Genomic DNA, 23,911 nt, shown 5'->3' on the forward strand with positions numbered 1-23,911 from the left:
GCTACATGACACTTGAGACAATCGCTACAATGAGCGATGATCCACTCATTAGCCTGCAAGCCGCAAGCTGATTCATTCCCGGCTCCGTCCGGAAGGCACGGCGATGGCCGAAGCTACACCACGCCCTGGGAAACGATCCAAGACAGGAAACCAACCCCATTTTACCTTTGCTCAGCATCAATGAATATGGGCGGGATTTCTATCAGTCCGTCAGCCGTGGTGCCGTGGTCTATTACGTTGAACACCGCGTCCAACATGCCCTGGACGTCTTGTCGTACCATCTCGATCTCATCTCCCAACAACGCTGCGAAGGGGTCCCAGTCGAAGCAGCCTATGACGGGCGTCCGGTCTTTGTAGTGGCCGGATCGTTTGATCCAATGCATGACACCTTCCAGAGAGATGGTCGAGTTCACGAACATGCCAACTGGGAGCGCATCACCGGAAGCGGCCAGTGCGCGAAGAGAATGTTCGGCCTTTTCGGGTGCGTAGCCGCTGGCTAGAATATGGCTGTCATCGACGGGAATGCCAATATCGTCGTGTGCGGCGCGAAATCCTCGCACGCGCTCGGCCGTGTTGTGATCGCTGCCGCGGCCCCCTATGAAGAGAAGGGGTTGCGCAGCACCCAGCCTGCGTTTGCTGTTGGCGAGAATGCGCCGCGTCAGTTCCCGCGCGCCTGAAAAATTATCGGAAATGATCGACGGCGCCTTCTTTCCCGGCAAGTCGAGATTGAGGCTGCGCGCGCCAGCGGCAGTGCACAGATCACTGATGCGATCCGGGTCAGTTGCGCCGGTCGAGATCAACCATTCAACCTGATAGGAGAGCATCGTCCGTGCCGCCTCGACTTCAAGTTCTGGGTCGCGTCGCGTGCAGGTAATGATTGGGAAAAGCCCCCTTTCGCGGGCCATGCTCTCGAATGTCTCAACAATCGATCCGAAATAGCGATTGTCGTATTTCGGCACGATCATGCCGATGATCTTCGACGTTTCCCTGCGCAGCAGGCTGGCCTGCATGTTGAGGGCGTAACCCTGCTCTTCAGCTATCTGCGTGATCTTTTCCGCCAGTTGGCTGCTGATCCGCCGCTTTTTCCAGTTTCCGTTGAGCACCGCACTCACAGCACTGGCTGACGTGTCCGCCAGTGCTGCCAAATCGTAGATCGTGGTCTTCTTGGGTGGTCTACGCTGATTCACAAATGACTCCACTTCAAACACAGCTTGACATCAAACCGAGAACGGAGCAATCTGCTTCATCGATTGAGCATGGTTGCGCAATCGATGTTATTGGGTTGACTGTGGAGGGTCGGCCGGGAGGCATTCAAGTCAGTTTCCACGAAGATTGTCGCGCAAGTGCTGCTTTGGCCGTGGCAAGTAAGCCGTGCGTCATGATCAATGAAGAGGGAAAAGGCTTGGCGTGAAACCGGAACGCGTCTCGGCACGAATTTTGAATTCTAAGGAGGAGACTATGAAACTTCGTTCAATGATGATGGTGTCGGTTGCGGCCGCTGCCGCTGCCCTTTTTTCTGGTTCGGCGCAAGCTCAGGAGGCCGCGACGGTTGCGTTTCTGATGCCGGATCAGGCATCGACACGCTATGAAAATCACGACTACCCGGGCTTCAAGGCCGAGATGGCAAAGCTTTGCGAAAAATGCACGCTGATCTACCAGAACGCCAACGGCGATGCAGCTCTTCAGCAGCAGCAGTTCAACTCCGTCATTGCCCAGGGCGCCAAGGTCGTCGTGTTGGACCCGGTCGATTCAGCGGCTGCCGCGGCTCTCGTTGAAATTGCACAGTCGCAGGAGGTCAAGGTCATTGCCTATGACCGTCCGATCCCGGCTAAGCCAGCGGATTATTATGTTTCCTTCGACAATCAGGGTATCGGCGAGGCAATCGCCAAGTCGCTGGTTGCGCATCTGAAGGCAAGTGGGGTTCCTGCGGGCGCAGGCGTTCTCCAGATCAATGGCTCACCCACCGATGCGGCGGCTGGCCTGATCCGCGATGGCGTGCATCTCGGTCTGAAGGATTCGGGCTACAAGACGCTTGCCGAATATGACACGCCGGAATGGGCTCCCCCCAAGGCTCAGGAATGGGCAGCTGGCCAGATCACCCGCTTCGGTGCTGACATCAAGGGCGTCGTTGCCGCCAATGACGGCACGGGTGGCGGTGCGATTGCCGCTTTCAAGGCCGCTGGTGTCAATCCGGTGCCGCCGGTGACAGGCAATGATGCGACCATCGCCGCGTTGCAGCTCGTCATTTCCGGCGACCAGTACAATACGATTTCCAAGCCTTCCGAAATCGTGGCTGCGGCGGCGGCCAAAGTGGCGGTGCAGTTTCTGAAAGGTGAGAAGCCAGAGCCCAAAACCTCGCTTTACGATACGCCTTCCGAACTTTTCATTCCCGCCGTTGTCACAGCCGACAACATCAAGGCTGAAATCTTCGACAAGAAGATACAAACCGTCGAGGAGGTTTGCACCGGTGAATACCTCGCCGGGTGCAAGAAGCTCGGCATCACACAGTAAACCTGTTTGACGTTGCCCGATCGGATCTCGGTATCCGATCGGGCATATCCGGAACCAGAAAAGAGCCTGATCTCATGGTGCAATCGGACACAATCGTCCCGAAGAAGGGAAGTACCCTTCTCAGACTGAGCAAAATTTCGAAAAAATTTGGTGCGGTGTCGGCACTGACCGATATCGACCTGGATGTGCGGGCCGGCGAGGTGGTTGCGCTTGTGGGGGATAATGGCGCGGGAAAATCAACTCTGGTCAAGGTCCTTGCTGGTGTTCACCAGCCGACCTCCGGGACAATCGAATTTTGTGGTGAGCAGGTCTCGCTCGATAGCCCAAGCCGCGCACTCGAACTCGGTATCGCCACGGTCTTTCAGGATCTGGCGCTCTGCGAAAATCTCGATGTGGTGGCCAATCTCTTTCTCGGCCATGAAATATCGACGTGGAACCTTGACGAAGTTGCCATGGAAGTTCGTGCATGGACACTTCTGAAAGAGCTGGCCGCGCGTATTCCGTCGGTTCGCGAACCGATCGCCTCACTTTCGGGCGGCCAGCGTCAGACGGTCGCGATCGCGCGTTCGCTCCTGCTCGACCCGAAAATCATCATGCTGGACGAGCCGACCGCGGCTTTGGGTGTTGCCCAGACTGCCGAGGTGCTGAACCTGATCGAACGTGTGCGCGATCGCGGTCTGGGCGTGATCATCATCAGTCACAACATGGAAGACGTCCGCGCCGTCGCCGACCGTATCGTCGTGCTGCGGCTTGGGCGCAACAATGGCGTCTTTGAACCGGATGCCTCCAACCAGGAACTCGTCGCATCCATCACCGGAGCGACCGAAAACTCGGTTTCACGCCGCAATGAGCGCAAAGCCGAGCAAACGGAAACGACCGGGAGCACCCTATGAACCAGAACATCTCCAATGATAAACCAAACGAGGCATCTGCGCTCGACCGCAGTGATATCCGCGTCCGGCACGACGACGGTATTTCGGGAATGGTGCGCGGTTTCTTCACGCGGGTCAGATCGGGGGATCTCGGAATGCTCCCGGTTGCCATAGGCCTGATCGTCATCTCGACGGTTTTCAGCCTTCTCAATCCGGTGTTTCTGGCGCCGAACAACCTCGTAAACCTGCTGTTCGACTGCGCCACTGTCGGGATTATCTCACTTGGCATCGTCTGTGTGCTGTTGCTTGGAGAGATCGATCTGTCTGTCGGCTCGATGAGCGGCCTGTCGTCCGCCATCATAGGCGTGCTCTGGGTGAATACCGGTTTGCCGATCGCGGTGGCGATTTTCGCAGCTCTGGTGTTCGGTGCACTGGTCGGTGCCTTGTATTCGGTCATGTACAACCGGCTGGGCATGCCGAGTTTCGTGGCAACGCTTGCCGGTCTGCTCGCCTTGCTTGGTTTGCAACTCTACATCCTCGGGCCGACTGGCAGCATCAATCTGCCCTATGCCTCGCCACTCGTGCGCTTCGGTCAGATCCTCGTCATGCCGGATTGGCTGTCCTATCTGCTGGCATTGATCCCCGGTCTGGTCCTGGTGATCTCGGGTTATCTCGTTCGCCAGCGTCGCCTGTCGGTCAATCTGTCCGCCAAACCGTTGAGCAGCCTCTTCGTCCAGGCGGTCGTGCTGACGTTGATCTTTGAATTCGCCGTCTATTATCTGAACCGGGGTCGCGGCGTGCCTTACATGTTCGGCCTTTTCGTCGCATTGGTCGTCATTCTCAACTATGCCCTGACCAAGACACAGTGGGGTCGATCAATATTTGCCGTCGGCGGGAACAGAGAAGCGGCGCGCCGCTCGGGTATCAATGTCCGCCGGATTTATATGAGCGCCTTCATGCTATGCTCGACGCTCGGGGCGCTGGGCGGGGTGTTGTCGGCGTCGCGTCTGGCTTCGGCAAGCCAGCAAGCCGGAACCGGCGACGTCAATCTCAATGCGATCGCCGCGGCCGTGATCGGCGGTACCAGCCTGTTCGGTGGCCGTGGCAGCGCATATTCGGCTTTGCTTGGCATCATTGTCATCCAGGCAATCTCGAATGGTCTGACCCTTCTCAATCTCAATTCATCGCTGCGCTACATGATCACCGGCGCTGTGCTCGCCATCGCGGTCATCGTCGATTCGCTGGCGCGTCAATCCCGCGTCAGCCATGGCCGTGCCTAGGACCATCTTGGAGGAAAACTGATGACTGAACTCATGAAGGGCAAGATTGCCGCTATAACAGGTGCCGCATCGGGCATCGGCCTGGAATGCGCCCGCACGCTGCTGGCCGAAGGTGCAACCGTCGTGTTGATCGACCGCGCCAAGGACAAACTGGAGGCTCTGTGTGCCGAACTCGGAGAAAATGCCAAGCCTTTGGTCGTCGACCTGCTGAACGGACCTGAGGTCTCTGGCATGTTGCCGCGTATTCTGGAAGTCGCTGGTGGACTCGACATTTTCCACGCCAACGCCGGTGCGTATGTCGGCGGGGCGGTGGCTGAAGGAGACCCGGATGCCTGGGACCGGATGCTGAACCTCAACATCAACGCTGCTTTCCGCTCCGTGCACGCCGTGCTTGCGCATATGATTGCCCAGAAGTCGGGCGATATTCTGTTCACCAGTTCGATCGCCGGAGTGGTTCCGGTCGTCTGGGAGCCCATCTACACGGCATCGAAGTTCGCAGTTCAGGCTTTCGTGCACTCCACCCGTCGCCAGGTCGCACCCCATGGCGTGCGCGTTGGCGCGGTGCTGCCCGGACCGGTGGTGACGGCGCTGATTGATGATTGGCCGAAAGCCAAGCTGGACGATGCACTTGCCAATGGCAGCTTGATGCAGCCGAAGGAAGTGGCAGACGCTGTTCTCTTCATGTTGTCACGACCGCGTAACATAACCATCCGCGATCTCGTCATCCTGCCCAACAGTGTCGATCTCTGATCGATGTCAGCGGCCATTTTTGACCCCAAGACTTTCAAGAGCCAAGTACAATGAACAAAGCAGCGAACACGACCGTGTCGGGCTACCTCATCGGTATCGATGTCGGTACTGGAAGCGCGCGGGCTGGCCTTTTCGATCTGGATGGCCATCTGCTGGCATCGGTCAAGCAGGATATCTCGCTGTTTCGTGAGACCGGCGCGATCGTCGAGCAGTCCAGCACGGAGATATGGGATGCCGTCTGTACCGTCGTGCGGGCGGTGGTCAGCAAGAGTGGCGTCGATCCGGCGAAGATTATTGGCCTTGGCTTCGATGCAACCTGCTCGTTGGTGGTGCTTGGCGAGGGAGGGCGGCCGCTGCCAGTGGGGTCGTCGGGCGATAACAGCCGCGATATTATCGTGTGGATGGATCATCGTGCCGTTTCGCAAGCAGAGCGGATCAACGATCTGGGGCATGAGGTGTTGCGGTATGTTGGCGGGCGCATTTCGCCGGAAATGGAAACGCCGAAAATTCTTTGGCTGAAGGAAAACCACCCGAAGACATTTGAGGCTGCATGGCAGTTCTTCGATCTCGCTGACTTCCTGACCTGGAAGGCGACTGGCGATCTCGCGCGCTCGACCTGCACCGTAACCTGCAAGTGGACCTATCTGGCGCATGAGGGGAAATGGGACCCGAGCTATTTTCAAAAGATCGGTCTTGGCGTCCTGGCGGATGAAGGGTTTTCCCGGATCGGCACCACGATCGTGGAGCCGGGCACGCCGCTCGGGACAGGTTTGACGCCGGAGGCGGCGAACGCCATGGGGCTAAAACCAAACACTGCTGTTGCCGCCGGCATGATCGATGCCCATGCCGGTGGTATTGGGACGGCCGGTGTTGGCAGCGGCCCGCAGTCCAATCTTGCCTATGTCTTCGGCACGTCTTCCTGCACCATGACATCCACAATCGAGCCGGTCTTCGTGCCAGGAGTATGGGGGCCGTATTTCTCCGCCATGGTCCCCGGCATGTGGCTCAACGAAGGCGGTCAGAGTGCTGCGGGTGCCGCAATCGACCAATTGCTGTCCTTCCATCCGGCAGCGGCAGATGCCCAGGCACGGGCTTTCGCCCAAGGTGTGCCATTGCCGGTGCTGATTGCCGATGCTGCTGCAACCTATGGCAACGCCTCCGAAGTCATTCGCCTTGCCACGGGTCTGCACGTCGTTCCCGAGTTTCTCGGCAACCGTGCGCCCTTTGCCGATCCCCATGCGCGGGCCGTCATCGTTGGCCTTGGGATGGAGCGTGACTTCGACAGTCTCGTTGCGCTTTATGTCGCCGGTCTCTGCGGCATCGGCTATGGCCTGCGGCAAATCATAGACGTCCAGAAGAATGCCGGGGCTGATATCGAGCGAGTGGTCGTCAGCGGTGGTGCCGGTCAGCATGATCTCGTTCGCCAAATTCTGGCCGATGCCTGTGGTAAGCCGGTGGTGGCGACGGTTTCGGACGAGCCGGTCCTGCTCGGTTCCGCCATTCTTGGCGCTGTTGCCAGCGGTGCCTTCACCGATATGCGTTCGGCGATGACGAATCTCTGCCGTGTGGCACGTGTCTACACACCTGTCGAAGGGGCTTTGGCCGACATCCATGACAAGCGTTATGCCGCGTTTACGGCATTTCAGGATTTAGCCCGAGCGTCTCGGGAAGCCTGAACTGACGCTGGTCGACATGATGTCGTGCATAGTTTGCGTGTGGATGTTCGTCCTGAAGACAATCCGATCGAAACACGCTTATAATCCGGCATGAGCAGATTTTCAGAAACCGAAGAAGTCCTGATTGGCCGCCTGCGTAATCTAAAGGCCGCCCCTGAGGTGTCGATCAATCTAAACGATATCAGCGCGCCAATGAAAGCGGTGGGTTTCTCGCAGTCCGAGATCATCGGCGTCCTGAATGCGCTGGAGCAGGACAAGGTGATTGCCTACACGCCTGGAAACCGTGTGTTGATGCTCAAAGACCTCCCCGATTAGAAGGAATGTTTTGTGTCTTGTCTCAGTCCTGCTGACGTGCTGCATCCAGCACGGCGTCCAGCAGACCCGGAAACCGCTCGTTGATTTCGTCGCGACGCAGTTCATTCAGATGCGCTGGTCCATCCGTGCGCGTAAAGACGAGACCTCCCTCTCGCAAGACTTTGAAGTGGTGAGACATGCTGGATTTCGGTCGGCCACCATCCAGTGCCGAGCAAGTGGCTTGTCCCTCACGGGAAAGCTGGCGCACCACGCCCAATCTAACGGGATCACTGAGGGCGTAGAGCACTTGGGCAAGCGTGACGTCTTTAAGGGCGGGATGTGGTATGGCGCGCATGAGAAAACCCTAGCACGACAAAATCTTATTTGAAAGTTCGATTGTATTCGAACTATCGAAGCTCTATAGGATGATGTCTCGTTAACAGTCGGAGCTACCATGTCATCCTTGTTTACCCCTTTCACACTCAAAGACGTGACGTTGAGAAATCGCATCGTGGTGTCGCCAATGTGCCAGTATTCGGCCGAAGACGGCGTCGTCAATGATTGGCATCATGTTCATCTCGCCGGACTTGCGCGTGGCGGAGCAGGCTTGGTGGTTGCCGAGGCGACAGCCGTATCGCCTGAAGGCCGTATCACACCCGGATGCGCTGGCATCTGGAGCGATGAGCAGATCGAGCCTTGGAAGAAGGCGGTGGGCTTGATGAAGGCTGCAGGTGCCGTACCCGGCATCCAGATCGGACACGCTGGCCGCAAGGCTAGCGCCAATCGCCCGTGGGAAGGTGATGACCATATTGCTGCGTCTGATCCGCGCGGCTGGGAAACGTTGGCGCCTTCAGACATTGAGTTTGGAGCAAATCTTCCCAAAGTGCCAAAGGCCATGACGATTGCCGATATCGAGCGCATCAAGGCAGACTTCGTGGCTGCTGCCAAGCGGGCGCTAGCGGCCGGCTTTGAATGGCTAGAGCTTCACTTTGCGCATGGCTATCTCGGACAGAACTTCTTTTCGACCTGGTCCAACAAGCGGACCGACAATTACGGCGGTAACTTTGATGGGCGGGCCAGATTCCTGCTCGAAACGCTTGCTGCCGTTCGCGATGTCTGGCCCGAGCACCTCCCGCTCGCCGCCCGCTTCGGCGTCACGGAATTCGATGGAACAGATGACCTGGAAGAAGGCATCGAGATGGTTCGCCGCTTCAAGGACGGTGGCCTGGACATAATCGATGTCAGCATCGGGTTCTCGACGCCGACTGCGAATATTCCCTGGGGACCTGCCTTCATGGCACCGATTGCCCAACGGGTCCGGCGCGAAGTTGGACTTCCAGCCACCACCAGTTGGTTCATCAGCCAGCCAAAGCAGGCCGACGCACTGATCGCGGATGATATGGTCGATATGGTGTCGCTTGGCCGCCCGCTTCTTGCCAACAGCCACTGGCCGTACCAAGCGGCGCTTGAACTGGGTGTCGACAAGCCGTCCTGGACACTTCCCGCACAATACGCTCATTGGCTGGAACGCTACAGAACAGCCTGATACTCGAGAGCCCTTTACATCAGCTCAGCCACCGCCGTCAGCGAAACCGCGGTGGCTGAATTTGCTGACCCCGCTCTGCCCTAAAAGCTTGGCTTCTTGCCTGCCAGACTACGCTTTGGACGCTCCTCGGCGGGGCGGAAAAATAGGTTCTTGACCCCACCATTTGCGTAGGGCCGAGGCGAACTCCACCGCCTCTGCATCATCGAACAGACGTTTGGGCAAGACGTGCGTTTGTGTTTTCGATGTCCAGAAATAATAACGTTCTCCATCTTCCTCAACACTCTGAAGGCTTTGCCAAGGGCAGAACCAACTTTGTTGCCGGATGACAACCAGAACACCACCAGCGTCGATCGTCATCTCCAGCGGGATGTCAATCGCTTCGCGAGAACCGAGAAAGCCTTTCCAGAAACCTCGAAAGAGATCGCGGAAAAACCCATAAAGAAGCCAGGCGAGCGCCGGTCCAGCGGCAATAGCGCCTGCAACAATCGTCACCGCCAGCCATCGCTCTCCGCTTTTCCACCAGTTGAATGCCATCGTCAGTCCTGCAAAAAGTGTACACAGTGTCAAAAACGCGGCAAAGCGGCCAAAAGGCAATGGCTCCTTTCGTGCATAGCGGACTGCAAGGTGGTCTTCCAAGCTCAGTTCGAAGTGCTTCTTAAAATATCGGTCAATCGGTGTTCGCCAGATGGAAGGAACTGTTGGCTTGGTCATCTGATCTTCCTCTGCCGAACCGTTTACAGCGTCTTCTGAAGCGCAAGGTTACAAACGTTGTTGGTGTCTGGGGCATGGTTCTGTGGCCTGATATTTTGATGTTTGCCAACTGTTCACGCTGCGTTATCAGTATTTCTTCTTCTTAAACGTCTTGTTGCCCTTCGGCCCGCTGGCAACAGGCGTTCTCTCGCGGTTTTCGGTAAGCAGGCTGCGCCAGCGCGCCACGCGCGCGCTGTCCAGCACGCCGCTTTTGACCGCTGCCTGAACGGCACATCCGGGTTCGTGGGCGTGGGTGCAATCACGAAATCGGCAGAGCGGTGCGAGTTCGGTGATCTCGGCAAACAGCGTGTGGATCCCGTCGCTCGCATCACTGACAAAGAGTGTTCTGATGCCAGGGGTATCGATGATCCAGCCGCCTCCGGACATGGCATGAAGAGACCGTGCCGTCGTCGTATGCCGGCCTTTTGCGTCCTGTTCGCGGATGGTGCCGGTTTTTTGCGCCGCCTCGGGACCAAGGCCGGAGAGAGTGTTGACCAGCGTTGATTTTCCAACGCCTGACGAGCCGACCAGTGCCACGGTCTGGCCAGCGCCACACCATGGTTGCAACAGAGAAACCGCATCGGCTGAACGTGCATTCAAGACCACGACGGGCAGGTCACGCTGAAGCGTCTTCGCCTGCTGTTCGAATGCGCTTGCCTCATCCGTCGTGTCGGCCTTGGTCAGAACGATCACAGGGTTTGTTTCGGCCTGATTGGCCATGATGAGATAGCGCTCCAGCCTTGAGAGGTTGAAGTCGGCGTTACATGATGTGACAATCAGCAGAGTATCGACATTGGCCGCAGCAAGCTGGTGCCCGTGCCCACCTTCCAGACGTCGTTGAAATACGGTTTTTCGCTCCAGGCGGACGGTGAGGATGCCCGTGACGGGATCGGCGAGCACCCAGTCGCCAACCGCAAAGTCCGCAGTGTTGGAATTGGGAGGAAGCTCAAGGTCGACGGGGCCTTCGACATTGATCGCGTCGATACGCGCGCGGTGCACCGACGCCACACGCGCAGGCACGAGATGCGTCTCGCCCGGCTTGACCTGATCCGCAAAAAAATCGGACCAGCCCAGCATGTTGAGCGATAATGTCGGGCTCGAAGGGGCCAAATGGTGATCCTCGGTCGCGGACACGCGATAGCGCGCCGCCATTCTGTGGTTTGAGACTGCGTTCTATACTGAAACCAGCGTCATCGCCACAGACTGTTGCCGTTACCGGATGACCTGGTTGCCCTCGGCAACCAGCTTGCCAGCCTTGAACACTTTGCGGCCCCTCGGAAAGGAAACGACCGCTTCCGGGATATTTCCAGCCGCGAGCGTGACGAAATCGGCCTTCGCGCCAACGTAGATACCGTATTCCTCTATCCGGAGAGCTTTTGCGCTTTCGCTGGTAACGATCTCGAATGCCGCTTTCAATTCTTCATCCGTGTAGAAGCCAGAGCGGTAACCGATGATTTCGGCGCGATGCAACATATCGCCATCACCATAGGGCCACCATGAATCGCGAATATTGTCATTGCCACTGAAAACCGTGACACCTTCCTGGCGCAACAACGCGACCGGCGGAAAACTGTGATTGCCGGGCGCGTTCGTCATGATCGATACACCGCTTTTCGCAATCGTAGCGGCAATCTTGCGGGCAGCGTCCTGTTGCAGATCGCCCAGCCCGTAGGCATGGCTGATGGCCACATGTCCCTGCATGCCAAGGACCACCGTCCGGGCGCAAATTTCCTCGATCGTGAAAGCACCCATACTTCCGGCATCATGCAGATGGATATCGATATCCACGCCATGTTTTTCGGCAACGCCGAAGACGACATCGAGATGGCCATTCACGTCCCGGTCGAAACTTGCCGGGTCGAGACCGCCGACGAGGTCCGCACCGAGGGTAATTGCCTCATCCAGCAATGCCGGTGTGCCCAGGCTTTTCAGAATTCCGCTTTGGGGAAAGGCAACGATCTGGATATCGATAAGATTTTTATAGTCGTCACGAACTGCCAGAATGGTTTCCAGCGATTTCAGCCCGACCGAGCCATCCACCATGACATGGCTGCGCATATGAAGCGTCCCGTTGCCGATGCAAAGATCAAGCTGATCACGGGCGCGTCTGTCCATCGGCGCCGCCACGGCCATATTCTGTGCCTGGAAGGCGACCCGCTCATGGACGTCAAAACCATTGGTACAGGGACGATGCGGTATCCAGGTGTCGCCGTAAAAGCTGGTGTCGAGATGAATATGCCCTTCCACAAAACCGGGAACCAGCAGTTCTCCCGCGAGATCGACGGTCGGCTCCAATGCTGCCTTCAATCCGGCAGGATCGATCGAGACGATTCGTCCGTTATCGACGCCGATGTCGTATGACATGCCATCGGCCAGTCTGGCGTTGGTAAAGACTGTTTTCGTCATCTGTATCGGCTCCGGAATTCTATTTCGCAGGAGCAGGCTAAATAGATATGCACGCAAGATCAATATATATTGCATGCAATAATTTTCGTGGATTACATGCGATATCTGTGTCAAACAGCAATTTGTTGCAATGATGCGCTGGACCGGATGGATGTCGATAAACCTCAGCAGAAGCGATGCGATCTATGTGTCTCTGCGTCGCGCCATTCTTGAGCAGGCTTTGAAGCCAGGAACGAAGCTGCCTGAGGATTCCATCGGCGACACGTTTGGTGTCAGCCGGACAAGTGCTCGTAATGCACTTCTGCGTCTCGCTTCCGATGGTCTGGTTGAGATCAAGCCCAATCGAGGCGCGGCGGTTGCGATGCCCGCCCTGGAAGAGGCGCAAGAGGTTTTTGCCCTGAGGCGCTGTCTTGAGCGTGAGGTTATCAGCCGCCTGTGCATGCGCATGCCGAGAGATGGGATTGATGCCCTCGTCAGCCACGTGCGTGAGGAAGAGCGCGCGCTACAGGCATCATCTCCACGGTCTATCCGTTTGGCAGGCGAGTTTCACATTCTTCTTGCCGAGTTGACGGGCTCCAAGCTGCTGATTGATTTCATCAGCCAGGTCGTTTCGCGCTCCTCATTGATTCTCGCCCGTTTTGGTCGTCCACATTCTGCCGAATGCGGCATTGATGAGCATATCCAGTTGATCGAGGCATTGAAAAACCAAGATCCGGAAGCTGCTGTCAGCATCATGGATCATCACCTGCATGCGGTTGAGGATAGAGCCACGGTGGACGACAAGGATCATGGTTTGGACATAACCGCAATTCTCAGCCGCTATATGTCGCTGGCCGATTAGGAGCATCCATGCGTCAGTCTGGACATTCCGTGGCCCGCTCGAACAACGGCATGGTCACGTCTCCGCACGACGTGGCGAGTGAAGCGGGTGCGAAGGTCTTGCGTCGGGGCGGCACGGCGATCGAGGCGGTGATTGCGGCGGGGGCGGCGCTCACCGTTCTCTATCCGCATTTTTGCGGGCTGGGCGGCGACGCGATATGGATCGTGGCGGACAGGACCGGTCGGCGAAAGACGATCATGGGGGTAGGTCAGGCGGCGCAGCATCTCCCTGTCTTAGACGCGATACCGCAACGCGGACCGTTATCTGCACTGACAACGGCGGCCTTGGTCGACAGTTGGGGAAAAGCCTTGCAGTATTCTTGCGAGAATTGGCAAGGATTGGAGAGTTTGGCGACGCTGCTGGCCGACGCGATTGAGCTGGCTGAGGATGGTTTTCCGGTCAGCCGGTCGCAGAAGCATTGGCATGAATTTCGGGCCAATGAAATTACCGGCTGGCCGGGTTTCGAGGCTCATTTTGTCACCGAAGGCATTCAGCGTCAGCCACAATTGGCATCGACCTTGCAACGGATCGCCCTTTACGGGCACCGCGAATTTTACGATGGCAAGCTCGCCCGACGCATTGCAAACGGTCTGGAGGCCGCGGGCAGCCCGATCCGTTTGCACGACCTGCAAAGGACGACCGCGCAGATGGTCGATCCCGTGTCTACGGTCTATCGCGGCATCGAACTTCTGGCGCCACCGCCACCATCTCAAGGGGTAACGACGCTTTGCATCATGGGCGTCCTGTCGAATTTCGATATGGCCGATATCGATCCGTCATCTGCGCAGTTCTATCATCTTTGCATCGAAGCGGTGAAGCAGGCCTTTCTTGAACGAGGCGCGATTGCCGACCCGGATTTCGTGGCGCAGGCTTGCTGTGACTGGTTGAGCGAAGCCGTTCTTTCGCGCAAGGCCGCAGCAATCGACCGTGGAATTGCCCAGCCCTGGCCTGCTGTTCATCAAACCGGCGATACGGTTTACCTTGCGGCTGTCGATAACGAAGGACGATGCGCCAGTGTCTTGCAAAGCACCTATTATGATTGGGGAAGTGGCGTATTGCTGGAGGACACGGGCATCCTTTGGCAAAATCGCGGCGCAGCGTTCAGTGTCGATCCTGTGAGCCCGAACGGTCTGGCACCGGGGAAAAGGCCGTTCTATACGCTCAACCCCGGCATCGGCTTGAAAGACGGCAAGCCGCATCTTCTGTATGGCACCCAAGGCGCGGATGGACAGCCGCAGACATTGGCGTTGCTGTTGAGCCGGTTGATCGACCATGGTTTCGATCCGCTTTCTGCACTCTCCACACCCCGGTTTTTGCTCGGGCGAACCTTTTCCGATGTCAGAGACAATCTCAAAATAGAGGCGTCCGTGGGCGCCGATATCATCGCGACATTGCATGCGATGGGCCATGAAACCATCGCCATACCTGCGCTCAATGCGCTGGCCGGGCAGGCGGGAGCGATCCGAATGGACGGTGATGGCAGGATCGATGGCGCGCATGATCCCCGCAGCGACGGCTGTGCAATCGGTATTTGAGGCTGAAATGGTGTTTGATCTCGTTTTTCGAAATGCGCAACTGATCGACAAGCCGCGTCCCGTGGATATCGCGGTCAAGGGTGGCCGCATCGCGGCAATTGGCGCCCATATGAGGTGCGATGCCGTCGCTGAGGAACATGTAGAAGGACATGTTGCATTTCCCGGCTTCGTTGACGCGCATGTCCATCTCGACAAGGCTTGCATTCTGGAACGCTGCACAATCTGCGCCGGGACATTGGAAGAAGCTGTGCGCGAAACGGCAAAAGCCAAAAGCGGATTTTCCGAAGAAGATGTTTTCGACCGCGCGTCGTCCGTCGTCCGCCAGGCCATCGTTCACGGCACGACGCGCATGCGGAGTTTTGTAGAGATCGACCCTCGCGCCGGCATGCGCTCATTCGAGGCTATAAAGCGCGTTCGAGAGCGGTTCTCGTTCGCGATTGATATCCAGATTTGTGCCTTTGCCCAGGAAGGCCTGACGCAGGAGCCTGAAACGGAGCAGATGCTGGACGAGGCATTGCGCACCGGTGCCGATCTTATCGGCGGTTGTCCCTATACCGATCCGCGACCGGATGAGCACATAAGACGGATTTTTGCGCTGGCCAAAAAACATAACGTGGATGTGGATTTTCACCTGGATTTCAGCCTCGATCCGGCAAAGACCGACTTGCCAGCCGTTATCGAAGCGACACACGCGCACAACTACGGTGGCCGCGTGACGGTCGGCCATGTCACCAACCTTTCTGCGCTCGATCCGGTGGCGCGTTCGGTCATCGCACGCAACATCGCCGCTGCCGGCATTGCCGTCACGGTTCTGCCCGCGACGGATCTTTTCTTGATGGGGCGAGATCGTCAGTCGAACATTCCGCGTGGCGTCACGCCCGCGCATCTGTTTCTGGCCGACGGGGTACAGGCAGCCATCGCCACAAACAACATTCTCAACCCCTTCACCCCATTTGGTGACACGTCACTGGCACGCATGGCAAATCTTTACGCCAATATCGCACAGCTTTCCCGTGATCAGGATATCGACGATGTCTTTGCCATGGTGAGCGCACGCGCCTCGGCTCTCATGCGGGCTGATTACGGTTTGGTCGTGGGTGCCCCTGCCGATATCGTCATTCTTGACGCTCATGATCATCGAACCGCAATCCGATCTATCGCGCCGACGCTTGCCGGGTGGAAGGGGGGTAAAAAGACCTTCGTCCGCGCTCTTCCTGAGATCTTTGAAGTGTGAAGGCGCTGGGTTTGCGGTCTGTCGGCTTAAAGCTTGTGAGCCAAGGCAATCGCATCGGCAACAGCGTCACGCTGATCCGTTAACATGCTAGTCGCCACGCGTATATGGTGGCTGGGCAGGATTGAAAATTTCGAGCCTGGATTAACCGCGATCCGCCTGGCAGCCAACGTCACCAGAGCAAAGGGCTCGGACTCAACGGGAATCCATAGTGCAAGGCCACTCCCATTCTCGACATTGACGCCCCGTGCTCGAAGGGCAGCTGCAAGCCCGGTGCAGCGCTCACGATAGTGCTCGCGGGCGCGCGCAATTGTCTCCCATGTCGATGGCTGGTTCAACAACCATGCGGTCGCGCCTTGCAAGATGCGGCTGGTCCAGCCCGAACTGAAGCTTCTGTATGACTGGATCTGCCCGATGATTTCGGCTGTGCTGGATAAAATCGCCAGCCGCAGATCTGGGCTCAGCGTTTTGGAATAGGATACGATGTGGATCGTCCTGTCAGGAAACCGCCCTCCCAGTGACCGTGGCGCGTCGGGCGAAAGATCGGCCGTTCCGTCATCCTCCACGATCAACGTGCCGGACCCTTCCAGAATGTCGCCAAGAGCGCCGAAGCGTTCTACACTCACTGACCTGCCGGTGACGGAGTGAATTCTCGGCTGAAAGAGAAAGGCCGCTGGCCGGTGCGCCATCGCCTCCTGCAGCGACCATGGCAGGGGGCCTTGTTCATCGCATTGAACAGGCAGGATAACCACGCCGATATCCTCAAGGATATCCAGCAGTCGCATCGCGGTAGGGTGTTCGATCGCCACCGCAGAGCCTGGTCGCACCAGTGCGTGCAAGAGGGTGTAAATCGCGTTGTATCCGCCGTTCGTGGCCAAAAATGCCTCGGCTGCATAGGGCCATGTTTTTTCGGCGGCTTCCCGTAATTCGGGCACGATCCGGCTGCGCTCATAACTGTTGGTTCCCGTTGCCGATGCCCCGTGCGCCATTGCCTGGGCCAGTTCAGGAAGGAGCGCAGGATCGGGAACCGCGAGTGTCAGGTCGATAGAGCCTGCTCCGTAGTTGCCGGAACTTGCGAGCCGTTCCGGCTTGGCAACAAAGCGCTCGCCGCATACCCACGTACCGTTTCGCCCCCGCCCGGTGATGATTTTCTGTTGACGCAGCTCACTCCATGCTTCTGAAACCGTGGCAGGACTTACGCCGAGTTCATAGGCAATATCGCGAATGGCCGGTAAGCGAACGCCCAAAGGAAGGACACCAGCGCGCACCAAGGCACTGGTTTCCATCGCTATTCCGCGTTTCGTGCGATTGGTTATTTTTTCAGCAAACCAAGCAGCAGAAATGATGTCGCTCATTTTTCAGTCACCTTTAAATGTTCAATAACAAAATAACATTTGTGATCTATCAAATGAACATTTAATTTCGGTCTGGTGAAAGAAACCGTGAGCTTGAAAATGCCGTTGAAAATTCGTCTCGCATTGCGTGACTGGGACTATATGACGCCGCTGGTTCTGGGCGATGTTTCGTCTTTCCGCCTTAAGGTCGAAGTGGACCGCGTTGGTACGCTGGTCTCCAACCTTGCGACCGACGAGCGCCACGATGCCGCCGAAATGTCGTTCAGCCGTTATGCGCAGATGCGCCATGATGGCGAGGATCATGTCATCGGCCTGCCGAATTTCATCATGCGGGGTTTTCGTCACCGCTGTATCATCACGACGAAAGAGAGTTCAGTTCACCGTTTGAGTGATCTGGCAGGTAAAAAAATCGGCGTTACGGGCTGGCGGGATTCTGGCAACACGTGGACGCGCGCGGCGGTTCGTCGCGAAGGTGTCGGCGTGGAAGACGCCATGTGGTATGCAGGTCGCCTGACCGAAGCGCATCCGATTACCGACCGGCTCGATGGCTTTTGTCGACAAGGGCGGATTGAGGCTGTCCCCGCAGAGCGCCCGATGGTGGAGCTTCTTCGTGAGGGCGGCCTTGACGCGATTTTTACGCCCTTTATGCCAGAAGGTTTTTTTGACAAGGCATCGCCGTTCCGTCAGGTGCTGGCCGATTATCGCGCGTCCGAAATCGCTTATCTAAACGATGTCGGTTATGTCCCGGGCATGCATCTGATCGGGATCAAGGCGGGCATCGTTGTGGACAATCCATGGGTCATGGATGAACTCAGCCATATGATCGACGAGTCCCAGCGTATCTGGTTGGCGAAACGTGAAAAATATGCCGATACGACGCCATGGATGATCGATGAATTGAGCCGCTGCGCTGCTGATCTGCCAACGGGCTGGAACAAGAGCGGGATGGCCGCGAATGAGGCAATGATTTCTGATTTCGCAGAAGAGCTATACGAGCAGAAAATTCTGCCTCGGCGCCTGTCGCCCGCCGATCTCTTTCCGAAATTTGCATAGATATCGATAAACAAGGGGAATGCCGAAATGACAATCAAAATGGTGACATCGACTGTGCTTGCGGGTCTACTGTCTGTAACGATGAGCCTTGCTCAGGACGCAGCAATTCCGGCCCAGAAAAAGGATGAGGCGCTGCATGCGCGTCTGCCGGAAAAAATTCGGACCGCTGGCGAGATGATATCCGTCAACAATGGCTCGTTTCCGCCCTATGAAATCGTGACTGGTACGCAGATGACCGGCGCCAGCGCCGATCTGACAGAGGCGCTTGGCCAGATCCTCGGTGTCAAGATCCATCATGCGACAGTGGGCGGCCTGCCAGCCCTTCTTTCCGGCGTCAATTCAGGCCGGTACCAGTTTGCATTCGGGCCAATCGGCGATTTCAAAAGTCGCGAGGAATCCAATGATTTTGTCGACTGGGTGCAGGAATTCGTCGTGTTCGCGGTTCAAAAGGGCAACCCCAAAGGCATCGTTTCGCTTGATACGGCATGTGGCCATCGCATCGCGGTGATGGCGGGCGGTTCAGCCGAACGGGTCATTCAGGAACAGAATAAAAAATGCAGCGCCGATGGCAAGCCTATCGAAGTGCAGTCCTTTACCGACCAGCCAAGCTCAATCCTTGCTGTCCGCTCCAAACGTTCCGATGCGTTTTTCTCGTCACAGGCACCGCTGACCTATTTTGTCAGCCAGGCGAACGGTCAGTTGGAACTCACAGGCGTCGGTGAGAAAAACGGCTTCGATAGCCTCTATCAGGGTGCAGTCGTTCCCAAGGGCTCGCCGCTCGCAGCCGTGCTGCGCGATGGTGTCAAAGTTCTCATGGACAACGGAACCTATGCCACGATCATGAAAAAGTGGGGTCTTGAAAACAATATGCTGAAAGAGCCCGGCATCAATCTCGGTGGGGCGCTGCCAAAATGATCATGGACGCCAGAACCAGCGTGTCGTTATCCGGCGATGGGTCCGAGAGAGATGTGGCAAACGCTCACACTCCGTTTCGCTATGACCGCTTCGCGCTATGGGCCATCATTGCGCTCGTCGTGGTCAATTTTGTCTGGATCGTCGCCAACAACGAAAATTTCGGCTGGTCGATCGTCGCCGCCTATTTCTTCGACCCCACCGTTATTCAGGGCCTTTATGTAAGCCTCGGCTTGACCGTGGTTGCCATGATCATCGGTGTTATGTTGGGACTGTTGCTGGCGATTGCGCGCATGTCCACCGATGGTCTGGCAAGCTCTTTTGCGTCGCTTTTCATCTGGTTTTTCCGGGGAACGCCGCTGCTCGTCCAGCTCATCTTCTGGTACAATATGTCGACCTTGTTTCCAGAACTTTCCATCGCAATCCCGTTCGGCCCAACCTTGGCGAGTTGGGATACCAATTCGGTGATCACACCGATGACGGCGGCCATCGTCGGCCTGGCGCTCAACGAAGCGGCCTATATGGCAGAAATCATTCGTGGTGGGCTGTTGTCCGTGGATCGTGGGCAGGCCGAGACAGCCGAAGCCTTCGGCATGACGCGGGCGCGCGCTCTTCGCCGCATCATCATCCCGCAAGCCATGCGCTCCATCGTACCTCCCACCGGCAACCAGTTGATCAGCATGATCAAGGCGACGTCGCTGGTCAGCGTCATTGCCATGGCCGATCTGCTCTATTCGGTTCAGTCGATCTACAACCGGACCTTTGAAATCATCCCGATGCTGCTGGTTGCGGTCATCTGGTATCTGTTGATCACCTCCGTTCTCAATGTGGGACAAGCCTATATCGAGCGGTATTATAGCCGTGGTGACCGTCGCAGTGACCCCGCCGCCAAGCCCGCCGCACCGGCGATTATCGAGGAGGCCAGCCATTGATCGCAGCAGACACCAGAGAGCCGCTCGTCAGGGCGCGCAATGTTCACAAGTCCTATGACCAGCTGGAAGTGCTGAAAGGCATCGATCTCGATGTCGTGCCGGGCGAAGTCGTCGCCATTCTCGGTCCTTCCGGTTCCGGGAAGTCGACTTTCCTGCGCTGCATCAATCACCTTGAATCCATCAATCAAGGATCGATCGATGTGGATGGTGACCAGATCGGCTATCGCATGCAGCGCAACCGGTTGGTCAAGCTGTCGGCAAATGCCATTGCTGCACAGCGCCGCAAGATTGGAATGGTATTTCAGAGCTTCAACCTCTATCCGCATCTGACAGTGCTTGAAAATATCATCGAGGCGCCGGTGGGCGTACATGGCGAGACAAGGGCTGCTGCGATCCAACATGCCATGCAGCTTCTGGAACGGGTCGGACTTTCTGATAAGGCAGAAAACTATCCGCGCCAGCTTTCAGGTGGCCAGCAGCAGCGTGTTGCAATCGCTCGCGCACTTGCCATCAGACCCAAGCTGATGCTGTTTGACGAACCAACCTCGGCACTCGATCCCGAGCTGGTGGGTGAAGTGTTGAACACCATGCGTGATCTGGCCCGTCAGGGTCTCACGATGATCGTGGTTACGCACGAAATCAGCTTCGCGCGCGAGGCGGCGGACCGGGTTGTTTTTATGGATGGCGGCCACATCGTGGAAATGGGCAGTCCGGAAGAGGTGATCGGCAACCCGCAACACGAGCGCACAAAGACTTTTCTATCCCGCTTCCTTTAGGTTTGCGCCCCAATTCCCCGCAACTTCGTCGGTCTTTCGACTGCCGCTCTTTTTCCAGATATTGGAGGAATGTCATGCTCAACGATAACAGATATGCCCGTGTTTCCGATCTCGAACCGATGGAAGCGGACATGAAAGAAACGCGCCAGTACCTTCACGCCCACCCTGAACTGTCGCGGGAGGAAACGGAAACCGCGCGCTTCGTTGCCGAAAAGCTGGAAGCCTGGGGTTATGAGGTCACCCGCAATGTCGGTGGCCACGGCGTCGTTGCATGTCTGACGAACGGTAGCGGTAAAAAGAGCATTGGCATTCGCGCGGATATGGATGCGCTGCCGATTCTGGAAGAGACAGGATTGCCCTATGCCAGCAAGACACCCGGAAAGATGCATGCCTGCGGCCACGATGGCCACACGGCAGTGCTGCTGGGCGCCGCAGAGTACCTGGCCAAGACACGCCATTTCGACGGAACGGTCACGCTGATCTTTCAGCCCGCCGAGGAAAATGGAAAGCCGAGTGGCGCGCAGCAGATGATCGCCGACGGCCTGTTCGACCGGTTTCCCATCGACGCGATCTTCGGTCTGCACAATCACCCCGGTGCCGCGGAAGGAGCATTTCTGTTGCGGTCGGGCCCAATGATGGCCTCGTCCGATACGGTGAAGATGACGATTAAAGGCAAGGGAGGCCACGCGTCTCGACCGCATCTGACGATCGATCCTGTCGTCATCGCCTGCAATCTTGTCGTTGCGCTCCAGACCGTGGTGTCACGCAACATCGATCCGACGCAGACAGCCGTGGTGACGGTTGGCACCATTCACGCTGGAGAGGCCGTCAACGTCATTCCCGAATATGCCAAGCTCGCGCTGAGCGTGCGCTGCTTCAAGCCCGGCATCCGTGACGTGCTGCAAGCGCGGATCACAAAACTAGCGGACGCGATTGTGGAAGGGTTCGGGGCTACGATCGACATCGACTATGAACACGGCTACCCGGTCGTTGTGAATTCGGAAGCTGAAACCGTGTTCGCCCGTACCGTTGCCGAAGAACTGGTCGGCGCCGAAAACGTTTCAACCTGCAATCTGATCCCGGGCAGCGAAGACTTCGCCTATTTTCTCGAACACAAGCCAGGGACATTCCTACGCCTCGGCAATGGCGTCAATTCGTCGACATTGCACAGTTCGAAATATGATTTTGCTGATGGTAGTCTGACTGTGGGCGCTGCGATGTGGGCAAGACTCGCGGAGCGGTTTCTCCAGGCTTGATTGTCTGGCTGAGGTGCCGGCGCGCTGCTTACAAGACAAAAAGCGCACCGATTGCCATCGGTGCGCCTTGAACATCATCTCAGAAAGTCGATGAGATCCTGGTTGAGTCTGTCGGGAACGGTAGCGAACAGGCCATGGGGTTCGCCTTCATATTCGATGAGTTTTGCGCCTGAAATGCCGTTGGCGGCTGCGCGCCCAGATGGCTCGATTGGCACCGTCTTGTCGCCAGTGCCGTGGATCACCAGTGTTGGTACGGTAAACGCCGAAAAATCAGGTCTGAAGTCGGTTTTTCCGAAGGCATCCACGCACTCTACCGTCGCCTTGGGACTTGCCATGACACCCAGAACGAAGGACCAGTCAAGAATGCCCTGGCTCACAGGGCTGGTCACGAAGCCAACACCATAGAATGTCTTTGCGAAGCTCTGAAGGAACGCAAAGCGGTCCTTTCGGATGTCTTTTTTCATATCCTCGAAGACGCTGCCGTCCACGCCATAGGGGTTTGTCTCATCTTTCAGCAGGTAACCGGCGACGGACGCCACGAGAACGGCTTTGGAGACTTTGGACGCACCGTGTCTGGACAGATACCGCGCGATTTCGCCACCACCCATGGAAAATCCGACGAGTGAAACGTTTTGCACGTCCAGACTGTCGATAACAGCCGAGAGGTCATCAGCGAAGGTGTCATAATCGTAACCGCTTGCCGGATGGCCGGACTGGCCAAATCCGCGCCTGTCATAGGTGATGACACGGAACCCCGCTTCAAGGAGCGCCACGGTCTGGTACTCGAACATATCGCCTGTCAGCGGCCAGCCGTGGATGAGAATAACGGGGTTACCGTGACCCATGTCCTTGACGTGTAACTGCGTACCGTCTTTTGCTTCTACATATGCCATCTTGTCAAACTCCCGTTGTCGATGCTGGGCGGTAAAGGTGTTTGCGACGCGACAGGTTCCTACGGAGAACCAAATATCTTTGAATACAATGATAAATGGATCAATCAGTCTTGATCGCCGTCGCGCGTTTCCATCGCGAGGTCATGCAATGCTTGCGTATCTTCGGGGTCATATTCTGCAGTCAGAATGACGCTGAGAAACGCCGCGCGCGCGATTTCCTTCTTTGTCGCCTGCGGGTGTTGGTTTTTCACCGCATCGATCAGAGCTTTTGGTTTCATGCCGGGCTCCGCCAGACCCTTGATGGTCTCGGCTATTTTTTCGATTTCTCGCAGTTTGCCTTCGCGCATTTCGTGTCTCCGCTCGTTGTGCGGCGGCAAGGTCGCATTGTTTCATGAGCGTTATGTGAAATGCGCGACGATGATCGGGTGAATCACGTCTTGCGGTGCGGGTCGTCCCGATCAACGCCGAAATGATCGAAAATCATATCGACATTGCGACGGTGGGACTTGAAATAGAGGTCGAAGATGTCGCCCAGCAGCGGGACGCTGCCAACCATGGAATCTAGAGCAACGTTACCAACCATGCGGGCCAGTTTTTCTGGCGGAATACCAAGGCGGCGTGCTTCGTTTACGATGTAAAGGCCGACCAGCGCGCCTGCGCCGTCTCCAACGAGAGGCACGAGGCCCAAGATGGAATCTGCACCAAAGCGAAGGCGGGTTCCAGGAATGCCGATGGCTGTGTCCATCAGACGGGCAACGCCCGAGAGTCGCCGCAGCCGACGCAGTCGTACTGCAGTGTCAACGAACTCATGTGCGTTATCACCACCGGCGTGGCTGGCATTCCATGTTTTTTCGGCCATGATGTGCTCCATCAGCAAACGGTAAAATATCCCTCTACATGAATGGGGACGCCGATGCCGCTGTTCAAGTCTTGGTGTTGACGATTGTCCCTGTCGCATCACTGATCGCGTTGGCAAACATGCAGTGTGCCCTTTTGTATTGTG

Annotated in this window: 24 protein-coding genes; 15 read left to right on the forward strand and 9 right to left on the reverse strand. The window is 57.0% G+C overall.

What is annotated here, in order from left to right; all coding sequences use genetic code 11:
* Positions 1-161: 161 nt before the first annotated feature.
* The gene (locus GGQ73_RS05035) at positions 162-1,187 is read right to left on the reverse strand and encodes a LacI family DNA-binding transcriptional regulator (RefSeq protein ID WP_183894488.1); all 1,026 of its coding nucleotides are present in this window, start codon (positions 1,185-1,187) and stop codon (positions 162-164) included.
* A gap of 286 nt (positions 1,188-1,473) precedes the next feature.
* Between GGQ73_RS05035 and GGQ73_RS05040 the strand changes: the two genes are divergently transcribed.
* The 6 genes from GGQ73_RS05040 (at position 1,474) to GGQ73_RS05065 (ending at position 7,404) form a co-directional block, all read left to right on the forward strand.
* Positions 1,474-2,511, forward strand: coding sequence for an ABC transporter substrate-binding protein (locus tag GGQ73_RS05040; protein WP_412762956.1), 1,038 nt, complete (start codon positions 1,474-1,476; stop codon positions 2,509-2,511).
* 74 nt (positions 2,512-2,585) lie between these two features.
* Positions 2,586-3,404, forward strand: a complete 819-nt coding sequence (locus GGQ73_RS05045; RefSeq protein WP_183894492.1) for an ATP-binding cassette domain-containing protein — start codon at positions 2,586-2,588, stop codon at positions 3,402-3,404.
* Positions 3,401-4,663: a sugar ABC transporter permease gene (locus tag GGQ73_RS05050; protein WP_183894494.1), complete on the forward strand. Its 1,263-nt coding sequence runs from the start codon at positions 3,401-3,403 to the stop codon at positions 4,661-4,663. Before GGQ73_RS05045 ends, GGQ73_RS05050 begins: the two co-directional genes overlap by 4 nt.
* Positions 4,664-4,684: 21 nt before the next feature.
* Positions 4,685-5,413, forward strand: coding sequence for an SDR family oxidoreductase (locus tag GGQ73_RS05055; RefSeq protein WP_183894496.1), 729 nt, complete (start codon positions 4,685-4,687; stop codon positions 5,411-5,413).
* A 50-nt stretch (positions 5,414-5,463) separates the two neighbouring features.
* A complete protein-coding gene (locus tag GGQ73_RS05060) occupies positions 5,464-7,089 on the forward strand; it encodes an FGGY-family carbohydrate kinase (RefSeq protein ID WP_183894498.1) in 1,626 nt (541 codons plus the stop codon).
* Between the two features lie 90 nt (positions 7,090-7,179).
* Positions 7,180-7,404, forward strand: a complete 225-nt coding sequence (locus GGQ73_RS05065; protein WP_174155940.1) for a hypothetical protein — start codon at positions 7,180-7,182, stop codon at positions 7,402-7,404.
* Between the two features lie 22 nt (positions 7,405-7,426).
* Here GGQ73_RS05065 and GGQ73_RS05070 read toward each other — a convergent pair whose 3' ends face one another.
* The gene (locus GGQ73_RS05070; protein WP_174155941.1) at positions 7,427-7,738 is read right to left on the reverse strand and encodes an ArsR/SmtB family transcription factor; all 312 of its coding nucleotides are present in this window, start codon (positions 7,736-7,738) and stop codon (positions 7,427-7,429) included.
* 99 nt (positions 7,739-7,837) lie between these two features.
* Here GGQ73_RS05070 and GGQ73_RS05075 point away from each other — a divergent pair, with 99 nt between their 5' ends.
* On the forward strand, positions 7,838-8,929 hold the full coding sequence (locus GGQ73_RS05075) for an NADH:flavin oxidoreductase/NADH oxidase (protein WP_183894500.1): 1,092 nt from the start codon (positions 7,838-7,840) through the stop codon (positions 8,927-8,929).
* Positions 8,930-9,037: 108 nt separating this feature from the next.
* On the opposite strand, the gene GGQ73_RS05080 is transcribed toward GGQ73_RS05075, so the two are convergent.
* The 3 genes from GGQ73_RS05080 to GGQ73_RS05090 all read right to left on the reverse strand — a co-directional run bounded on the left by GGQ73_RS05080 (position 9,038) and on the right by GGQ73_RS05090 (position 12,085).
* Positions 9,038-9,640 (reverse strand): YcxB family protein, encoded by a 603-nt coding sequence (locus tag GGQ73_RS05080; RefSeq protein WP_183894502.1) that lies wholly within the window; start codon positions 9,638-9,640, stop codon positions 9,038-9,040.
* A gap of 126 nt (positions 9,641-9,766) precedes the next feature.
* Positions 9,767-10,831, reverse strand: coding sequence for a ribosome small subunit-dependent GTPase A (gene rsgA / locus GGQ73_RS05085; protein WP_183894504.1), 1,065 nt, complete (start codon positions 10,829-10,831; stop codon positions 9,767-9,769).
* Between the two features lie 60 nt (positions 10,832-10,891).
* Complete coding sequence (locus tag GGQ73_RS05090) at positions 10,892-12,085, reverse strand: amidohydrolase family protein (protein ID WP_183894506.1); 1,194 nt, start codon at positions 12,083-12,085, stop codon at positions 10,892-10,894.
* Between the two features lie 151 nt (positions 12,086-12,236).
* Here GGQ73_RS05090 and GGQ73_RS05095 point away from each other — a divergent pair, with 151 nt between their 5' ends.
* From GGQ73_RS05095 to GGQ73_RS05105, 3 genes are read left to right on the forward strand one after another with little or no spacing between them, the layout of a single operon-like run.
* Positions 12,237-12,926 carry a GntR family transcriptional regulator gene (locus tag GGQ73_RS05095; RefSeq protein ID WP_174155946.1) on the forward strand — a complete coding sequence of 230 codons (690 nt, stop codon included), beginning with the start codon at positions 12,237-12,239 and terminating at the stop codon, positions 12,924-12,926.
* Positions 12,927-12,934: 8 nt separating this feature from the next.
* On the forward strand, positions 12,935-14,500 hold the full coding sequence (locus tag GGQ73_RS05100) for a gamma-glutamyltransferase family protein (RefSeq protein ID WP_234910891.1): 1,566 nt from the start codon (positions 12,935-12,937) through the stop codon (positions 14,498-14,500).
* A gap of 7 nt (positions 14,501-14,507) precedes the next feature.
* On the forward strand, positions 14,508-15,734 hold the full coding sequence (locus tag GGQ73_RS05105; protein WP_183895061.1) for an amidohydrolase family protein: 1,227 nt from the start codon (positions 14,508-14,510) through the stop codon (positions 15,732-15,734).
* 26 nt (positions 15,735-15,760) lie between these two features.
* Here GGQ73_RS05105 and GGQ73_RS05110 read toward each other — a convergent pair whose 3' ends face one another.
* The gene (locus tag GGQ73_RS05110) at positions 15,761-17,086 is read right to left on the reverse strand and encodes an aminotransferase-like domain-containing protein (protein WP_183894508.1); all 1,326 of its coding nucleotides are present in this window, start codon (positions 17,084-17,086) and stop codon (positions 15,761-15,763) included.
* 99 nt (positions 17,087-17,185) lie between these two features.
* Between GGQ73_RS05110 and GGQ73_RS05115 the strand changes: the two genes are divergently transcribed.
* The 5 genes from GGQ73_RS05115 to GGQ73_RS05135 all read left to right on the forward strand — a co-directional run bounded on the left by GGQ73_RS05115 (position 17,186) and on the right by GGQ73_RS05135 (position 22,015).
* Positions 17,186-18,139 (forward strand): substrate-binding domain-containing protein, encoded by a 954-nt coding sequence (locus GGQ73_RS05115; RefSeq protein WP_183894510.1) that lies wholly within the window; start codon positions 17,186-17,188, stop codon positions 18,137-18,139.
* A gap of 27 nt (positions 18,140-18,166) precedes the next feature.
* Complete coding sequence (locus GGQ73_RS05120; protein WP_174155949.1) at positions 18,167-19,054, forward strand: ABC transporter substrate-binding protein; 888 nt, start codon at positions 18,167-18,169, stop codon at positions 19,052-19,054.
* Positions 19,051-19,983 (forward strand): amino acid ABC transporter permease, encoded by a 933-nt coding sequence (locus tag GGQ73_RS05125; RefSeq protein ID WP_174155950.1) that lies wholly within the window; start codon positions 19,051-19,053, stop codon positions 19,981-19,983. Before GGQ73_RS05120 ends, GGQ73_RS05125 begins: the two co-directional genes overlap by 4 nt.
* Positions 19,980-20,759 carry an amino acid ABC transporter ATP-binding protein gene (locus GGQ73_RS05130; protein WP_174155951.1) on the forward strand — a complete coding sequence of 260 codons (780 nt, stop codon included), beginning with the start codon at positions 19,980-19,982 and terminating at the stop codon, positions 20,757-20,759. Before GGQ73_RS05125 ends, GGQ73_RS05130 begins: the two co-directional genes overlap by 4 nt.
* Before the next feature lie 74 nt (positions 20,760-20,833).
* A complete protein-coding gene (locus tag GGQ73_RS05135; RefSeq protein WP_183894512.1) occupies positions 20,834-22,015 on the forward strand; it encodes a M20 aminoacylase family protein in 1,182 nt (393 codons plus the stop codon).
* 74 nt (positions 22,016-22,089) lie between these two features.
* Here GGQ73_RS05135 and GGQ73_RS05140 read toward each other — a convergent pair whose 3' ends face one another.
* The 3 genes from GGQ73_RS05140 to GGQ73_RS05150 form a co-directional block, all read right to left on the reverse strand.
* Positions 22,090-22,908 carry an alpha/beta fold hydrolase gene (locus GGQ73_RS05140; protein WP_183894514.1) on the reverse strand — a complete coding sequence of 273 codons (819 nt, stop codon included), beginning with the start codon at positions 22,906-22,908 and terminating at the stop codon, positions 22,090-22,092.
* 104 nt (positions 22,909-23,012) lie between these two features.
* Entirely contained in the window at positions 23,013-23,255 is a 243-nt protein-coding gene (locus GGQ73_RS05145) for a hypothetical protein (RefSeq protein ID WP_174155954.1), read from the reverse strand.
* An 83-nt stretch (positions 23,256-23,338) separates the two neighbouring features.
* The gene (locus GGQ73_RS05150) at positions 23,339-23,767 is read right to left on the reverse strand and encodes a DUF4112 domain-containing protein (RefSeq protein ID WP_174155955.1); all 429 of its coding nucleotides are present in this window, start codon (positions 23,765-23,767) and stop codon (positions 23,339-23,341) included.
* Positions 23,768-23,911 lie beyond the last annotated feature (144 nt).

Source organism: Rhizobium skierniewicense (assembly GCF_014196515.1).
Classification (GTDB): Bacteria; Pseudomonadota; Alphaproteobacteria; order Rhizobiales; family Rhizobiaceae; genus Agrobacterium; species Agrobacterium skierniewicense.

Bases quoted from the DNA above. Each gene is read 5' to 3' on its own strand.
- GGQ73_RS05040 (WP_412762956.1), top strand. From the start codon at position 1,474: ATGATGATGGTGTCGGTTGCGGCCGCTGCCGCTGCCCTTTTTTCTGGT.
- GGQ73_RS05045 (WP_183894492.1), top strand. From the start codon at position 2,586: ATGGTGCAATCGGACACAATCGTCCCGAAGAAGGGAAGTACCCTTCTC.
- GGQ73_RS05050 (WP_183894494.1), top strand. From the start codon at position 3,401: ATGAACCAGAACATCTCCAATGATAAACCAAACGAGGCATCTGCGCTC.
- GGQ73_RS05055 (WP_183894496.1), top strand. From the start codon at position 4,685: ATGACTGAACTCATGAAGGGCAAGATTGCCGCTATAACAGGTGCCGCA.
- GGQ73_RS05060 (WP_183894498.1), top strand. From the start codon at position 5,464: ATGAACAAAGCAGCGAACACGACCGTGTCGGGCTACCTCATCGGTATC.
- GGQ73_RS05065 (WP_174155940.1), top strand. From the start codon at position 7,180: ATGAGCAGATTTTCAGAAACCGAAGAAGTCCTGATTGGCCGCCTGCGT.
- GGQ73_RS05070 (WP_174155941.1), bottom strand. From the start codon at position 7,738: ATGCGCGCCATACCACATCCCGCCCTTAAAGACGTCACGCTTGCCCAA.
- GGQ73_RS05075 (WP_183894500.1), top strand. From the start codon at position 7,838: ATGTCATCCTTGTTTACCCCTTTCACACTCAAAGACGTGACGTTGAGA.
- GGQ73_RS05080 (WP_183894502.1), bottom strand. From the start codon at position 9,640: ATGACCAAGCCAACAGTTCCTTCCATCTGGCGAACACCGATTGACCGA.
- rsgA (WP_183894504.1), bottom strand. From the start codon at position 10,831: ATGGCGGCGCGCTATCGCGTGTCCGCGACCGAGGATCACCATTTGGCC.
- GGQ73_RS05090 (WP_183894506.1), bottom strand. From the start codon at position 12,085: ATGACGAAAACAGTCTTTACCAACGCCAGACTGGCCGATGGCATGTCA.
- GGQ73_RS05095 (WP_174155946.1), top strand. From the start codon at position 12,237: ATGTCGATAAACCTCAGCAGAAGCGATGCGATCTATGTGTCTCTGCGT.
- GGQ73_RS05100 (WP_234910891.1), top strand. From the start codon at position 12,935: ATGCGTCAGTCTGGACATTCCGTGGCCCGCTCGAACAACGGCATGGTC.
- GGQ73_RS05105 (WP_183895061.1), top strand. From the start codon at position 14,508: ATGGTGTTTGATCTCGTTTTTCGAAATGCGCAACTGATCGACAAGCCG.
- GGQ73_RS05110 (WP_183894508.1), bottom strand. From the start codon at position 17,086: ATGAGCGACATCATTTCTGCTGCTTGGTTTGCTGAAAAAATAACCAAT.
- GGQ73_RS05115 (WP_183894510.1), top strand. From the start codon at position 17,186: ATGCCGTTGAAAATTCGTCTCGCATTGCGTGACTGGGACTATATGACG.
- GGQ73_RS05120 (WP_174155949.1), top strand. From the start codon at position 18,167: ATGACAATCAAAATGGTGACATCGACTGTGCTTGCGGGTCTACTGTCT.
- GGQ73_RS05125 (WP_174155950.1), top strand. From the start codon at position 19,051: ATGATCATGGACGCCAGAACCAGCGTGTCGTTATCCGGCGATGGGTCC.
- GGQ73_RS05135 (WP_183894512.1), top strand. From the start codon at position 20,834: ATGCTCAACGATAACAGATATGCCCGTGTTTCCGATCTCGAACCGATG.
- GGQ73_RS05140 (WP_183894514.1), bottom strand. From the start codon at position 22,908: ATGGCATATGTAGAAGCAAAAGACGGTACGCAGTTACACGTCAAGGAC.
- GGQ73_RS05145 (WP_174155954.1), bottom strand. From the start codon at position 23,255: ATGCGCGAAGGCAAACTGCGAGAAATCGAAAAAATAGCCGAGACCATC.
- GGQ73_RS05150 (WP_174155955.1), bottom strand. From the start codon at position 23,767: ATGGCCGAAAAAACATGGAATGCCAGCCACGCCGGTGGTGATAACGCA.